The following is a 15,534-nucleotide window of genomic DNA, read 5'->3' as shown; positions in this document are numbered from 1 at the left end:
GAAAGAGTTATTTCCCCCTCTCTCTGAAAAATATTTCTGAACGAAATATTTTTCGGTCTCTCTCCCACAAGGGGAGAGAGTAAGGCTAAAAAATGTTAGATATTGTTTTATACGAACCTGAAATTCCGCAAAACAGCGGAAATATTATCCGCCTTTGTGCCAACTGTGGCTTTCGTTTGCATATGATTGAACCGTTCGGCTTTGGTTGGGACGATAAAAAGCTCCGCCGTTCGGGGCTGGATTATCACGAATTTGTGGATATTCAAAAATATAAAAATTTTGAAGATTTCCTTGAGCGTGCTAAGCCTAAACGCTTGTTCGCCTTAACCACCAGAGGGGAGCAGAACCACAGTGATGTGAAATATGAACTTGGCGATTTTTTAATGTTCGGGCCGGAAAGCAGAGGCATTCCAAAGCCATTATTAGCGGAAATGCCGATGTCGCAAAAAATCCGCATTCCGATGTGCAAAGACAGCCGCAGTATGAATTTATCTAACTCGGTGGCGGTGGTTGTGTATGAGGCGTGGCGACAATTCGGCTACCAAAATGCGGTAGCGGCACAATCTATTTAACTTGCAAGCGGTGTGATTTTGGCTATTTTTTGCAAGTTTGTGGTCAAGGTTGGGGGAGGCTCGACCTTGACTAATTAAGAACATCTATTGTGTCTATTCTTCTTCATTTTTAGCTGGAGGTAAAAAATTCTCTCCGGTAACAACTGATTTACCTGTTTTATTCTCCAATTCCTGACGGGCATTTTTGGCAATATTGCCACCTTGTTTTCCTGCTTGGGCATTTTCATCAACCCCAACTGCCTGCATACTTTCTGCAATTTGCCGACTGGAAAGTTCAGCAAGTGCTGTAAATAACAATTCAGCTTCGCTCATATGATCTCGCAGATTTTGGCTTTTTAAACCTTTAAGCGATTTATGCTTTTGTACAGATAGTCCGCTCCATTCTTGATGAATCACATTGGTTAAAAATGCAAAATCTTGTGGCTGTTCAACCCCTGACGATTTCCAATAATCGGTCAGTTTATTTCGGGTTTCTTGTCCCATCATTCTTTGCTGAATCCATTTTTCACTTCGTCCTATCTTCTGCCAATTCTCCCTTGCTCGATCTAGACTTTGACTTGGATCGTTTATTTCCTGTAAGCGTTCATAACCTACTTTTGCTAACCATTGTTTGAAGGGCTCTGCTTTCGGACTAGGGATAGATTGAATAAGTCGGAAAAGTTGTTCGGTATCTGCTACATCAGTCAAACGCATTTTTCCGTCAGCAGAGGGCATTTTCAACCCGTGACAATTTGTCACGGTTTCATTGCCTTCTGCCTTTAGCCTCTGTTTTAGCTTACGCCAATAAGCAGAGGGATCTAGGCTTTCGGTTAAAATAGCAATCACATCAATAATAGAAAAATACCATTTATCTTTTTCTTCATCGTAATGACTGCGTACAGATTTCTGTTCAAAAAGTTTAATTTCTTGCATAATAAAAATACTGTATATAAAAACAAGAAAAGTATAACAGTTGTCAGCTTTTCAGCAAGTAGCAAAAGTGATTTTTTCGATCTCGATCCCAAAAATGATTTTTGGGTATTGATTTTTCAATCGATAAATTTTCTGTGATCAGGATCACAAAAATAGCAGAAAAAATAGAAATTGAAGTTGTATTTCATTAAAATAATAAAAAATGAAGTGATTTATTCAGAATTGATATTTAAGGAGAGACTATGCGTTTAATTCCGTTAGAAACTGATCACGATGTGAGTGTTTGGGCTGCTCGTTATATTGTTGATCGTATCAATGCATTCCAACCAACCAAAGAAAAACCTTTTGTGCTTGGCTTACCAACCGGCGGTACGCCTGAAAAAACCTATAAAGAATTAATTAAATTATATCAAGCTGGTGAAGTGAGCTTTAAAAATGTGGTGACTTTCAATATGGACGAATACGTCGGCTTACCTAAGGAACACCCTGAAAGCTACCACAGTTTTATGTTCAAGCACTTTTTTGACCACGTTGATATTCCGCTTGAGAATATCAATATCCTCAACGGTATGGCGGAAGACGTGAATGCAGAATGCGAACGTTATGAAGAAAAAATCCGTTTTTATGGTAAAATCCATCTGTTTATGGGCGGGGTCGGTGTGGATGGGCATATTGCGTTTAATGAGCCTGCATCTTCGCTTTCTTCCCGCACTCGAATTAAAACGCTTACCGAAGATACTCGCATTGCAAACTCACGTTTCTTTAACAATGACGTAAGCCAAGTGCCGAAATTTGCTTTAACCGTTGGGGTTGGTACGTTGCTTGATGCCGAAGAAGTGATGATCTTAGTGACCGGCCATAACAAAGCCTTAGCATTACAGGCGTGTGTGGAAGGGGCGGTAAATCATCTTTGGACCATCAGTTGCTTACAATTACATCGCCGTGGTATAGTGGTGTGTGATGAGCCGGCAACCCAAGAGCTGAAAGTTAAAACAGTTAAGTATTTCAAAGAGTTAGAGAAAAACGTAGCTCGCTAATTCTGATTTTACAAGCGGTTAATTTTGTAATATTTTTTACAAAAACGACCGCCTGTTAGCATTTAAAGAGAAGAGAGAAAATGAACCATTATGCCTTAACAAACTGTGTGATTTACACCGGTGAACAAGTGCTTTACCAACACGCATTAGTGGTGAAAGAAGATAAAATCGACTCCATTGTTTTGGAAGAAAATTTACCGCTGGATCTGCAAAAAATCGACCTAAAAGGAGCGAATCTTTCAGCCGGTTTTATTGACTTGCAACTGAACGGCTGCGGTGGGGTGATGTTTAATGAAGAAATCACTACCCGCACTTTAGAAATTATGCAGGAAACCAATCTGCGTTCAGGCACAACCAGCTATTTACCGACTTTTATTACCTCGCCTGATGAGGGAGTGAAACAAGCGGTGGCGGTAATGCGTGAGTATTTGTCGAAACACAAAAACCAAGCACTCGGCTTGCATTTGGAAGGACCTTATCTAAGTGTGGCAAAGAAAGGAGTACACCGTCCGGAATTTATCCGTGAAATCAGCCCTGAAATGTTAGATTTCTTATGCGATAACGGCGATGTAATTACGAAAATCACGATTGCAGCAGAAAACCCGACCGCAGACCATATCAAACGCTTTAATGATGCAGGAATTATTGTATCTATCGGGCATTCCAATGCCACTTTTGCTCAAACCAAACAGCGAATTGCCGAAGGGGCAGCGTTTGCTACGCATTTACACAATGCAATGTCGCCGGTCAGCAACGGGCGTGAAGGCGGTGTAGTAGGGGCGGTGTTGGATAGCGATATTTACACCGGCATTATTTGCGATGGCTTGCACGTTGAATGGGGCAACATTCGCATTGCCAAAAAAGCCAAAGGCGATAAATTAGTGATTGTCAGCGATGCTGTTGCTGCCGCAGGAAGTGATATTGAGTCGTTTATTTTTGTCGGTAAAAAAGTCACGGTGAAAGATGGCAAATGCTACGATGAATTCGGAGCATTGGGCGGTGCGGCAATCACGATGATCGAATCCATTCGCAACGTAGTGCAACATTGCGATATTAGCCTGAATGAAGCAATCCGAATGAGTACCCTTTACCCGGCAAAAGCGATTGGGGTAGAGGAAACACTCGGCTCACTTGAAGCCGGCAAAATTGCCAACCTTGCGATTTTCGATAATCAATTTGAAGTAAAAGCGACTGCTGTAAACGGGCAATTACAGTGGCATTAATTTTGCTACAAATTCTAAGCATAACAGCATATAATCCAAAGGCAGGCATTGTGTCTGCCTTTTATTTATAGGGAGAATAACATGCAATTTAAAGATTACTTAGCCACTTTTCCAACTATTGATCATCTAGCCGGCTTAAACGTGATAAATAGCGGTGAAGTGATTCAACATATTCCTGCGATTGAAGGTAAATTAGGTTCACTAAAACTTTACAATGCACTGTTTGCGAAATTTGATGGGAAATTAACCGCTAGTGCAGCAAAACAAGGGTTGGAATGGTTTGCCGAACACGTTGAAGATGCGAAAAATAATGTGGGTAAGCACCCGAATATTGATCTATTATTTAGGGTAATTGAGCAAGATTTATCTTTAAGTTTAGAGCCGATTGTTAAATAAGATTGCACTAGTGAAAAATAACAAGCGGTCATTATCTGCAAAATTTTTGCAAATAATGACTGCTTGTGTTTAAGAGGCTTATTTCACGGTAATGCGTGCAAATTTGCGTTTGCCGACTTGGTAAACAAAAGTGCCTTTTTGAGCAGTTTGTTTCACATCTTCCACTTTTTCACCATCAATTTTAACCCCGCCTTGTTGGGCTGAGCGAATTGCCTCTGAAGTGGACGGTACTAAGCCGGCTTCTTTCAGTAGAGCCGCTAGGCCGATTTCACCCTCAAAGGTAAATTCAGGCACTTCATCAGGAATTGCCCCTTTTTGGAAACGGTTGACAAACTCTTGCTCTGCTGCATCTGCTGCCGCTTCATCGTGGAAACGAGCGATAATTTCTTTTGCCAGTAGAATTTTCACATCACGCGGGTTTTTGCCATTTTCAACATCCGCTTTTAATTGTGCAATTTCGTCTAATGGACGGAATGAGAGCAGGTTGTACCAATCCCACATTAAATCGTCTGAAATCGACATAATTTTGCCGAACATTTCGCTTGGAGCTTCAGTTACACCAATGTAGTTGCCGAGAGATTTCGACATTTTTTTCTCGCCGTCTAAGCCGACAAGTAGTGGGAGTGTCATTGCCACTTGTGGTTTTTGACCGGCTGATTTTTGTAACTCACGTCCAACTAACAAGTTAAAGGTTTGGTCTGTACCACCTAATTCCACGTCAGCTTTCAGTTCTACCGAGTCGTGACCTTGTAGTAGCGGATAAATAAATTCGTGGATTGCGATCGGTTGTTGGTTCGTGAAACGGTTTTTGAAATCTTCACGTTCTAACATTCGAGCAACGGTGTAGTTGGAGGCTAAGCGGATCATACCTTCCGTACCTAACTTGCCTAACCATTCGGAGTTGAATACGATCTTGGTTTTTTGTGGATCTAAAATTTTGAAGATCTGCTCTTTATAGGTTTCGGCATTGCGTAACACGTCTTCACGGCTAAGTGGCGGACGGGTAGAGTTTTTTCCTGATGGATCGCCTACCATACCGGTGAAATCACCGATTAAGAAATAGACTTCGTGCCCGAATTGTTGGAATTGACGAAGTTTGTTCAGCACAACAGTATGACCTAAGTGAATATCCGGTGCAGTTGGGTCTGCCCCTAATTTAATACGCAATGGGCGGTTTTCTTTTAATTTGGTGATTAAATCTTCTTCTGAATAAATATTTTCCACGCCACGTTTAAGTTCGGCAAGGACTGATTCGATAGCTTGAGTCATTTATCTTCCTTTTAGTCTTGAATATAAAAAATGGATCTATTATAGCGGTATGAATTGAAATTGATAGGCTATAGGCGAAAAAAAACGCCGTATTTTGTGGGGGAATACGGCGTAAAGAGTTGGAGTGATTACCTATTATTTTTGAAGTGATTTAATGATAATGATTATCATCTGTTAAGTCAATACTTTTTTTGAAAATTTTCAATAAGAATTATTCTCATCAATTAAGTAAGATGGATACTACGGCAATTAGTGAAGAATGTACAGCGGAATTTTCGTATTGTAAGAGTGTTGGTAAGCGGTATTTTTAGAAAAAACCTCCGAGAGCGGTTATTTTTCGGAGGTTTTTTGCAAATGAGGATTTACATCGTTGAAATGTATTTCAACATCACCCCCGCTGCAATCGCAGAGCCAATCACGCCGGCAACGTTTGGGCCCATTGCGTGCATTAACAAGAAGTTTTGTTTATCGTACTCTTGTCCGACTTTGTTTGATACCCGTGCAGCCATCGGCACGGCAGAAACACCCGCTGAGCCGATAAGTGGGTTGATTTTGTGCTGACTAAAGCGGTTCATTATTTTCGCCATAATCACACCGCTTGCAGTGCCGATCCCAAAGGCAATCACGCCCAATACTAAAATGCCTAGTGTTTGCGGTTGTAAGAATTTGTCTGCGACCAATTTTGCCCCCACCGATAACCCTAAGAAAATCGTCACGATATTGATTAACGCATTTTGGGCGGTGTCGTTTAAGCGTTCTACTACGCCACTGGTTCGCAGTAAGTTGCCAAAGCAGAACATTCCCAATAACGGTGCAGCATCCGGCAGTAAGAGTGCCACTAATAATAGCAACACGATAGGGAAAATAATTTTCTCACGGTTGCTTACATTACGGAGCTGAACCATTCGGATTTTACGTTCTTGCTCGGTGGTTAAGGCTTTCATAATCGGCGGCTGAATCAGTGGCACTAACGCCATATAAGAATAAGCCGCTACCGCAATCGCACCTAATAATTCAGGGGCAAGTTTGCTGGCAAGATAAATCGCGGTCGGGCCATCTGCCCCGCCGATAATCCCAATCGCAGCGGCTTGTGGCAATGTGAAGTCGATAATGCCTAACCAGTTTAGCCCTAATGCACCCAGTACGGTAGCAAAAATCCCAAATTGAGCCGCAGCCCCAAGCATTAACATTCGAGGGTTGGCAAGTAAAGGGCCGAAATCAGTCATCGCCCCGACACCCATAAAGATAATAAGCGGAGCAACGCCGTAGCCGATAGCAACTTTATAGAATAATGCCAACACACCGGCGGTATAGCCCATATCGCCAGCCATTACTTCAAGCTCATTTTGAACAGAGGGAGCAGCCAGTGCGATGGCATCTTTAATCGAATGCAGATCAAGGCTTGTACTATTTACCTTAGCAGCAATAATTGCCAGTTGCTCGGCAGAACCGCTGTGGAGTAAATTGTCTAATGCCGTCATTGCCATACCTGCTTCCGGAATGTTTGACATCAAACCACCAAAGCCAATAGGCAGTAGTAAAAGCGGTTCGAATTTTCGGGCGATGGCAAGCCAAAGCAACACTAAACTGATGACAATCATAATCGCTTGCCCCAGTTCTAAATGCATTAGCCCCATACCTTTAAAAAGTGCAATAATACTTTCCATACCGGACTCCTAGGCAATACTCATTAAAGTATCATTTACCGCCACAACATCGCCTTGTTTGACATTAATGCCTTGAATCGTGCCGGATTTTGCCGCACAAATTTGGGTTTCCATTTTCATTGCTTCAAGAATCAGTAACACATCGCCTTCAGCAACTTGTTGCCCCTCTTTCACTTCCACTTTCAAAATGTTCCCTGCCATTGGAGCATTCACCGGTTCGGCATTGGCTGATAGCGTATTTGCAGATTTTGGTGCAGAATCGACCGCTTGCGGAGCCGGTGTTGCTGGTGTTGGAGCGATATTGGTTATATCGCCACCTTCACTCACCTTCACCACAAAGGCTTTGCCTTCAAGCTCAACGGTATAAATGGCTGAACCGGATTGTGTTTGGGCTTTTGGTGCAGAAGCAGCGGAGGCTTGTGCCGGTTTTGCTTCATCAGCACTTGGCACTGGCTCAAAGGCAGACGGATTATTGCGGTTTTCCAAATATTTCCAGCCCACTTGTTGGAAGAGTGCCACAATCAATACATCATCAATCATGTTTTCAGATAGCGTAATGCCTTTTTCTTTTGCACTTGCAGTCACTTCTGCCACTAATTTTTCCAGTTCCGGCGGAAGATGATCGGCTGGGCGGTCGGTAATCGGCTCTGCTCCCTCAAGCACTCTGTCTTGCAAGGCTTTGTTTACCGGTGCCGGTGTGCGACCATATTCGCCTTTTAAAATACCTGCAGTTTCTTTGGCGATAGTTTTATAACGTTCGCCCATTAATACGTTCATCACCGCTTGTGTGCCGACAATTTGTGAGGTTGGTGTCACCAACGGAATATTGCCTAAATCTTCACGCACACGAGGAATTTCTTGTAAAACCAAGTCTAATTTATCCGACGCATTTTGTTGCTTGAGTTGGCTTTCGAGGTTGGTCAGCATGCCACCCGGCACTTGGGCAACCAAAATACGGCTATCTATACCACGGAGCTGTCCTTCAAATTTTGCATATTTTTTACGCACGTTACGGAAGTAGGCAGAGATTTTCTCCAGAGCTGGAATGCTCAAGCCGGTTTCATACGGCGTGCCTTGAAGTGTGGCGACAATAGACTCGGTTGCCGGGTGACCGTAAGTGCCGGACATTGATGAAATGGAGGTATCGACACCATCGACACCGGCTTCAATCGCTTTGAGCAACGCCATTTCAGCCATACCGGTGGTTGAATGGCAATGGAGATGTAGCTCAACGTCGTAGCGTTTTTTAATTTCGCTGACTAATTCATAGGCTGCCATTGGGGTTAAAATGCCCGACATATCTTTGATCACCAACGAATCCACGCCAATTTCCAATAATTGCTCGGTTACATCCAACCACGTTTGTAGGGTATGAACAGGGCTGGTGGTGTAACTCAAAGTACCTTGTGCGTGCCCGCCGTGTTTTTTGACCGCTTGTAATGCGGCTTGCATATTGCGAGGGTCGTTGAGGGCATCAAATACACGGAACACACTCATACCGTTTGCCACCGAACGCTCGACAAATTTATCTACCACATCGTCGGCATAATGACGATAACCCAATAAGTTTTGCCCACGTAGCAGCATTTGCATTGGGGTTTTCGGCATTGCTTTTTTCAGCTCACGCAAACGCACCCACGGATCTTCGCCTAAAAAACGAATACAACTGTCAAAAGTTGCCCCGCCCCAAGTTTCTAACGACCAATAGCCGATATTATCCAGCTCGGAGGCAATCGGTAACATATCGTCTAAGCGTAAACGAGTCGCAAAAAGGGATTGGTGTGCATCACGCAAAACCACATCGGTAATCGCAATTTTTTTCGGTTGAGTTGTCATAATCAAATTCCTTCTAATTATTTTATTTTTGAAATCTTGTTAATGTTGCCCGTTAATTCGACGATGATGAGCAATCGCAGCGGCAATCACAGGGCGTAAACGCTCTAAATCATCTGGGGGAGATTGAGGCACAGTTTTAGAGGCTGGAATAGAAACAGGTTCGGGGAAATATTGATTGATAATCTTGGAAATAAAGCTGATGGCATAAATTAAAACCAGCAGGAACAGCATAACAAATCCCATTCCGGCTACCATTAAATTTATACCTTCCGCAAAGAGTTCTGCAGGTGCCATAATTTATCCTTAAAATGTAGAAATGATGAAGAAAATGTAGAAAAAATTCAGATTTATTTCAAATTATTTAGCCTCAAAATGAGTGGTAGATCACAAACTTTAAACGCAAGCGGTCAGATTTTACAAATTTTTTACAAGAGTAGTTAAAATTTGCAAAACCTGACCTTAGGTTAGCTTGAAGCTAAGTCGTTATGCCATTAGCCCCGAAATATATTTTGAAAGGGTCATTGCACTTAGCACCGCCATTAGAATCACCACAATCGCCCCTGAAACGGTCATCCACACAGGGTGTTTGTAGTCGCCCACAATCTTGGTTTTGTGAGCTGCCAGCAGAATTAACCCGAGGGAAATCGGTAGAATTAAGCCGTTAAGCGTCCCTACAAACACCAAGACTTGTGCCGGTCTGCCGATGGTTGCCAGCACGGCGGTTGAAACCACAATAAAGGCGACAATGAAACAGTTTTTGTGTTTTTCGATAAATGGCGAGAATGAAGTAATGAAGGAAACCGAGGTATAAGCCGCCCCAATCACAGAGGTAATGGAGGCTGCCCAAATCACCACGCCGAAGATCATCAAACCGACATCGCCGGCAACGTGGGCAAATGGGGTAGCCGCAGGGTTTTTCGGATCAAGTTGCACGCCCATTGACACCACGCCCAGCACCGCTAAAAACAGTACCACACGCATAATTGAGGCGATTAAAATGGCTGACACCGAGCTTTTGCTCACCTCTTTTAAATTCTCTTTGCCTTTAATGCCTGCATCAAGCAAACGGTGCGCACCAGCAAAGGTGATGTATCCACCAACAGTTCCGCCCACTAGCGTGACAATCGCAATCACGTCTAATTTTTCCGGCACAAAGGTATGCACCACCGCATCGTCGATTGGCGGATTGGCTTTTACGGCAACGAAGATGGTTAAAGCAATCATCACAAAGCCCATAATTTGTGCAAATCTGTCCATCACTTTACCAGCTTCACGGAACAGGAACACGCCCACGGCAATCGCACCGCTGACCACCGCACCCATTTCAGGGGAAAGTCCGGTGAGAATGTTTAGCCCTAAACCTGCACCGCCCACGTTGCCGATATTAAAGGCTAAACCGCCCATCACGATAAGCAGAGCCAGAAAGTAACCTGCCCCCGGCAATACGGCATTGGCGATGTCTTGAGCTTTCTTTTCCGATACTGCTACAATTCGCCAAATATTCAGTTGAGCACCGATATCAAGCAAGATCGAGAGTAAGATCACAAAGCCGAAGCTGGCAAGTAGGGTTTGGGTGAAGGTGGCTGTTTGGGTTAAGAACCCCGGCCCGATGGCGGAGGTCGCCATTAAAAATGCTGCCCCGAGTAGGGCGCTACGGTTGTTGTTTGACATTGTGTTGGTTCCTTTTTTGTTGTTAATGAGTCATTATTCGTGGATTTATCATGGTAATATTCCCCTCTTTAGCAAAGAGGGGTTAGGGGAGATTTGGCAGTAGAACTCATCGAAGTGAGAGAGTTAATAATGCTCAATTTAACCTCTTGAAATTACTTATTTTCTCCGTAAATCGCTTCTGTCAAATCTCCCCCAGCCCCTCTTTTCTAAAGAGGGGAGTTCGATCTCCAAGAGTTTTATTTCTGGTTTTCCGTCCATTTTGACTAAAACAGGATCAGGCTTTCACCAAAATCCCCTTTGCCTGTAACTCTTTTTTAATTCGCTCGGCAAATACCACGGCGTGTTCGCTGTCACCGTGTAAGCAAATGCTGTCGGCTTTAATCGCCACATTACCACCATCAACGGTTGGTACAGTGCCGTCTAACACCATTTGCAAGACTTGGCTGATCGCTTCATCATCGCTTTCTACCATTGCATCATCACGGGTGCGAGGCACGAGCGAGCCGTCAGCTAAATAGTGGCGGTCGGCAAAGACTTCGGAAATGGTTTCCAAACCGTGCTGCTCGGCAATGCTCAACATCAGGCTGCCGGATAAGCCCATCAGTTTGAGGTTGGGATCGAACTGTTTGACCGTATTGGCGATAAGGGTGGCAAGGTGAGGGTCTTTGGCGGCCATATTGTATAAAGCGCCGTGCGGTTTAACGTAGCTCATCGGCATATTTTCCGCATCACATAAGGCTTTGGCGGCTCCCAGTTGGTAGAGCAGACAGGCTTTAAGTTCATCATCGGGCAGTTGCATATTGGTACGCCCAAAGTTTTCCCTATCTGGAAAACTCGGGTGAGCGCCAACTCGCACGCTGTTTTCCTTCGCCCAGTTAATCGCTTTACGCATTTCATTGTAATCACCGGCGTGCAAGCCACAGCAGACATTCGCCGAAGTAACGAGCTGTAATAATGAATGATCGTTGCCACAACCTTCGGCAAGATCGACATTTAAATCAACGTGATTCATTCGCTTTTCTCCGAATTGTTTCCAAATAATTTTGATCTTTTTGATAAATTTCGACCGCTTGTTCACGGCTTACTTGCTCAAATTGCACCGTTGAGCCGAACGGATTTTGTGCCAACCGCCCGAGATCGGCCTGAATAATGCAGGCAATTTTCGGATAACCACCGGTGGTTTGGGCATCTGCCATCAGCACAATCGGCTGGCCGTCCGGCGGCACTTGCACCGTACCACTCGGGGCTGAGTAGGAGAGCATTTCAAGGGAAGCGGTCAATTCCAACGCTTTTTCTGCAAAACGGTAGCCCATACGGTTGCTGTTGTTTTGCAGTTGCCACCCTTGTTGCCAAAAGCGTTCACGGCTATCTGCGGTAAAGGCTTCATATTCGCTCGAAGCGGTTGCCCGAATGTGTGAGGTGAAATCAATCGGCTCAATCGACATCAAAGAAAGTCGGCTGTCTCTGCGGCCTGTGGCGATGTTATCGCCGGCTTTTAACATTCTGCCTTGAAAACCGCCAAATTGAGCTTTGAGATCGGTACTTGCCGAACCTAACACCTGCGGCACCAGAAAACCGCCTGCCACGCATAAATAGGCGTAATTGCCGAGAACAATCCGTTTTATCGTCAGCGTTTGACGGGCGTTGGCAGTGTAGCGGTAATAGGAAAAAACCGGCGTGCCGTCCAGCTCCGCCTCCACCAATGCACCGGTGAGGCAAAATGGCGTGTCGCAATCAAAGGTAATCCGCATTCCGCCAAGGGTAAGTTCAATCGCAGGTGCATTATTTGCATTTTTTAACAATAAATTACCCGCTTGTAAGGCAAGGCTGTCCATCGCACCGCCGTGGCTCACGCCTAAATGGCGATAACCATAACGCCCTAAATCTTGAATGTGGGCAAAACCCTGTATTTTTTCGATATAAATCATAGCGTTATACTCTCCGCCACAAATCTAACATTATCGCCGGCTGTAAGTAGCGTTGGCGGATTGTGTTGAATATCAAACAACGGTAACTCGGTTCGTCCTAACAGTTGCCAGCCACCTGGTGAGGTAAAGGGATAAATGCCTGTTTGACTACCGCCGATGCCGACCGAACCGGCAGGGACTTTGGTGCGAGGCACGTTTCGGCGTGGGGTGTGTAAATTTTGCGGTAAGCCGTTGAGGTAAGGAAAGCCGGGTTGAAAGCCGATCATAAACACGGTGTAAGTCGGTTCGGTATGACGGCGGATAATCTCTTCGGGAGTGGTATTGTGGAATTGGGCGACTTCAAACAGATCTTCGCCAAATTCACCGCCGTAATGGACAGGGATTTCAATCAGGCGTGGGGATTGTGCGGCTTGGGCTTGGTCGTTTTCCCAGAGTTGTTGAACCGCTTGGATAAGGCGTGTGCTATCGGTGCCAATGGCGTGAAATAGGGTAAAATTGTTCATTCCTACCACCACTTCCAACACGCCATCTAAGGCTCTTGCCTGTTCTGCCACCCGCCAAATCTGTTGCTGTTTGGCAAGCTCTGCAGGCGGTTCGGCTAAGCAGAGCAGGGAATGTTCGCTGGTATGATGAATCGTCAGCATAATTGCCCTCAAATTGTTACAAAAAGGTAACAACTTTTTACGCTGATATATCCAGACTGTCAATTTTATTTTGTTGAAAATGTGAAATAGCTCTTAATTTTCAGAAATTTGATCATTTCTTATTCGCCAAAACGTTGCAAATCTGGGCTTGCCTGATTCTGTGACACCTCGATATTTATAGGTAATGATTGAGCCAATCGGTGGCGGATTTTCTCGTTCTTTATCTTTAAAACCGCTGCCAATCCGAAAACGTCCACGTTGATTTTCACAAGTGATTGCCCCGAGTTTATCGGTATATTTCCCTTTGCCTTTATGATGGGCAACCACAGTGCATTCCTCATCTAAAACCGGTTTGATTTTCAAAATTTGGGCAGAACGACCTTGAATATAGCCTGCATTCGGGTTGCGAACGATAACCCCTTCGCCACCTTGTTCCAGCACAGATTGGTAAAATTGTTGAAGGTGGGCTTTATCTTTAATCGGAATTTGCTCAATAATAGCGATATGGAGCGTTGGATGTTGCTTCAGATAATTCTCTAAGGTCGCCAGCCGTTCAATCAAATTCCCTTGTGCATTTGGCACATCGAACACCTGTAATTTCAGCTTGTGCCAACCTTTGGGCTGAGCGGAACGCACAATGCTTGAAATTTCCTCAAATTTGCCCCGTTCGCTAAACAGTTCGCCGTCAATCGCAAAAGGAGGGAAATCTTGAATAAAATAGTCGGGTGGATTGAGCGGATAACCTTGGCGGCTGATGAGCTGTTGACCGTCCCAAAAACCTCGCACGCCATCGAGTTTTTCTGACATTACCCAGCCACTGATGTCTTGATCTTGATATTGCCCAACGAGCATTAACTCGGGCGATTTGGCAAAAATAGGGTTACCAATGAAGAGTAGGAATAAGAGCAGTTTTTTCATAGTCTCTCCGAAATAGTGCCTCCGAATATGCAAGGCACTATAAAGGAAAGCGTGCAAACAGTCAGAAATGAATCTCAATTTTTCGACGCAGATCGCAAAATTTTCCGAAAAACTGATCGCTTGAGTGAGAAATTTAACGTACTGTTTGAATTAAAGCAGAAATATCCTCGCTAAAGGTTTCCAACTTCGCCATTTCTTCAATTTGGCTATGAGAATATTTCTTCACATTGTAAACGACCACCATACTTACATCACCTACTTGCAATAAATTACTTTCGCCAAAAGGCGTGTAGCGTGTTGCCCCAATGCTGATAATCGCTTTAGTTGGGTAGTTTGCCTGTTTTAACATTTCGGAAATGTTGTTCATCGGACCTTCATCGGGCTGATTATTCATTCTCTCTACAATCCAATCGAGCAATTTTTGATGGAAATAGCTGTACTCCACCGCAGGGCTGTCGATGCCGTAGGTATTCAGCTCGCCATTACGTTTATGGAAACAAGCGATGTTGTAATTATCCAGCGTGCCGCCTTTGTTGAAGTTATCTAATGGAAGATGAATTGCCGAAAGCCCTTTAGACGAAGCCCCCCAGTTTTTCTTTTCACAGATTTTATTCGCATTCGGACGGCGGATAGAGCAGTCATTGTAAGCCGCAAAATGGGTTGGCGTGAGCGAAACCACTTGCTGATCTTGGTAGCCAATTTCACAAATTAACGCCACTTCAGGCTCAATTTGCAGATTATCAGCATCACTCGGGAAATTAATCGCAGTATTTGAAAGCGGATAGGTGGATAAAAACTGATAATCCCCCAAATTTTCCGCCGGCACATAAAACGGGAAAATCGCCTTTGGCTGCACTGCTTCCACTTTCGCAAAATCCGCCGCCTCTCCGGCTTGTTCTAAATGTCCAGCAAAATTGCCGGCCACGCCTAAACCGATAAAGTGTTCCATAATCTACTCCTTAATTGGTAAAAGTTGGATAAAATTTTACCGCTTGTAACCAAAAATTGCGAATGTTTATTTTGATCTGATTGACAGAAAATTATTGAATTGAGATTAAATTTAGCCATATTTTGAACATAAAATTAGCGCTTTGTTATAAAAACAAGCAAGCGGTCATTTTTTTTCAAATTTTTTACAAAAACCGCTTGCGTTGTTTTTGTTTTTCCCTATAATACGCAGCACACAACGACGCACTGTTGTGAACGATTTAAAATTGATTTCCAGTGCGTCGTTTCTTTTTGTTCTTTAACAATTTATCAGACAATCTGTGTGGGCACTTGTTGATTGACTTGATTGAAAAATATTTTTTTAATTTTGAAGTCTTAATAGGTGCTAACTAGAAATTCATTACTTTCTTTTAACCTGATTTTAATTAGGTTTAAATTTGGAAGTGCGATTTTATGTCAGCAGTATTGAGCGATTAAACTTTTTGAATTGAAGAGTTTGATCATGGCTCAGAT

Annotated in this window: 15 protein-coding genes; 4 read left to right on the top strand and 11 right to left on the bottom strand. The window is 43.8% G+C overall.

Features of this window, described 5'->3' with window-relative positions:
* Positions 1-92: 92 nt before the first annotated feature.
* Positions 93-572, top strand: coding sequence for a tRNA (uridine(34)/cytosine(34)/5-carboxymethylaminomethyluridine(34)-2'-O)-methyltransferase TrmL (gene trmL, locus EDC41_RS01975; protein WP_006249846.1), 480 nt, complete (start codon positions 93-95; stop codon positions 570-572).
* A gap of 93 nt (positions 573-665) precedes the next feature.
* Here trmL and EDC41_RS01970 read toward each other — a convergent pair whose 3' ends face one another.
* Entirely contained in the window at positions 666-1,484 is an 819-nt protein-coding gene (locus tag EDC41_RS01970) for a BRO-N domain-containing protein (protein WP_006250471.1), read from the bottom strand.
* A gap of 242 nt (positions 1,485-1,726) precedes the next feature.
* Here EDC41_RS01970 and nagB point away from each other — a divergent pair, with 242 nt between their 5' ends.
* The 3 genes from nagB (at position 1,727) to EDC41_RS01955 (ending at position 4,140) form a co-directional block, all read left to right on the top strand.
* On the top strand, positions 1,727-2,521 hold the full coding sequence (nagB, locus tag EDC41_RS01965; protein ID WP_006250130.1) for a glucosamine-6-phosphate deaminase: 795 nt from the start codon (positions 1,727-1,729) through the stop codon (positions 2,519-2,521).
* An 80-nt stretch (positions 2,522-2,601) separates the two neighbouring features.
* On the top strand, positions 2,602-3,744 hold the full coding sequence (nagA, locus tag EDC41_RS01960) for an N-acetylglucosamine-6-phosphate deacetylase (protein WP_006250472.1): 1,143 nt from the start codon (positions 2,602-2,604) through the stop codon (positions 3,742-3,744).
* Between the two features lie 81 nt (positions 3,745-3,825).
* The gene (locus tag EDC41_RS01955; RefSeq protein WP_006250473.1) at positions 3,826-4,140 is read left to right on the top strand and encodes a DUF2322 family protein; all 315 of its coding nucleotides are present in this window, start codon (positions 3,826-3,828) and stop codon (positions 4,138-4,140) included.
* A gap of 78 nt (positions 4,141-4,218) precedes the next feature.
* On the opposite strand, the gene tyrS is transcribed toward EDC41_RS01955, so the two are convergent.
* The 10 genes from tyrS to EDC41_RS01905 all read right to left on the bottom strand — a co-directional run bounded on the left by tyrS (position 4,219) and on the right by EDC41_RS01905 (position 15,022).
* Positions 4,219-5,409 (bottom strand): tyrosine--tRNA ligase, encoded by a 1,191-nt coding sequence (gene tyrS, locus EDC41_RS01950; RefSeq protein WP_006250474.1) that lies wholly within the window; start codon positions 5,407-5,409, stop codon positions 4,219-4,221.
* A 362-nt stretch (positions 5,410-5,771) separates the two neighbouring features.
* On the bottom strand, positions 5,772-7,076 hold the full coding sequence (locus EDC41_RS01945) for a sodium ion-translocating decarboxylase subunit beta (protein WP_006249869.1): 1,305 nt from the start codon (positions 7,074-7,076) through the stop codon (positions 5,772-5,774).
* A 9-nt stretch (positions 7,077-7,085) separates the two neighbouring features.
* Positions 7,086-8,912: a sodium-extruding oxaloacetate decarboxylase subunit alpha gene (gene oadA, locus EDC41_RS01940; RefSeq protein WP_006249870.1), complete on the bottom strand. Its 1,827-nt coding sequence runs from the start codon at positions 8,910-8,912 to the stop codon at positions 7,086-7,088.
* A 39-nt stretch (positions 8,913-8,951) separates the two neighbouring features.
* Positions 8,952-9,206, bottom strand: coding sequence for an oxaloacetate decarboxylase subunit gamma (locus EDC41_RS01935; RefSeq protein WP_006250475.1), 255 nt, complete (start codon positions 9,204-9,206; stop codon positions 8,952-8,954).
* Between the two features lie 189 nt (positions 9,207-9,395).
* The gene (locus EDC41_RS01930) at positions 9,396-10,583 is read right to left on the bottom strand and encodes an NRAMP family divalent metal transporter (protein ID WP_006250476.1); all 1,188 of its coding nucleotides are present in this window, start codon (positions 10,581-10,583) and stop codon (positions 9,396-9,398) included.
* 274 nt (positions 10,584-10,857) lie between these two features.
* A complete protein-coding gene (gene pxpA, locus EDC41_RS01925; protein ID WP_006250477.1) occupies positions 10,858-11,595 on the bottom strand; it encodes a 5-oxoprolinase subunit PxpA in 738 nt (245 codons plus the stop codon).
* Positions 11,582-12,511 (bottom strand): 5-oxoprolinase subunit C family protein, encoded by a 930-nt coding sequence (locus EDC41_RS01920; protein ID WP_006250478.1) that lies wholly within the window; start codon positions 12,509-12,511, stop codon positions 11,582-11,584. Before EDC41_RS01920 ends, pxpA begins: the two co-directional genes overlap by 14 nt.
* Positions 12,508-13,155, bottom strand: coding sequence for a 5-oxoprolinase subunit PxpB (pxpB, locus tag EDC41_RS01915; protein WP_006250479.1), 648 nt, complete (start codon positions 13,153-13,155; stop codon positions 12,508-12,510). The genes EDC41_RS01920 and pxpB overlap by 4 nt, the downstream gene beginning before the upstream one ends.
* A gap of 93 nt (positions 13,156-13,248) precedes the next feature.
* Positions 13,249-14,073, bottom strand: coding sequence for a DNA ligase (locus tag EDC41_RS01910; RefSeq protein ID WP_006250480.1), 825 nt, complete (start codon positions 14,071-14,073; stop codon positions 13,249-13,251).
* A gap of 133 nt (positions 14,074-14,206) precedes the next feature.
* On the bottom strand, positions 14,207-15,022 hold the full coding sequence (locus tag EDC41_RS01905) for a DUF5718 family protein (RefSeq protein ID WP_020831112.1): 816 nt from the start codon (positions 15,020-15,022) through the stop codon (positions 14,207-14,209).
* Positions 15,023-15,534 lie beyond the last annotated feature (512 nt).

Source organism: Mannheimia haemolytica, from assembly GCF_004342115.1.
Taxonomy (GTDB): domain Bacteria; phylum Pseudomonadota; class Gammaproteobacteria; order Enterobacterales; family Pasteurellaceae; genus Mannheimia; species Mannheimia haemolytica.
Note: the sequence above shows the minus strand (reverse complement) of the source record. Positions and strands in the feature narration are given on the sequence as shown.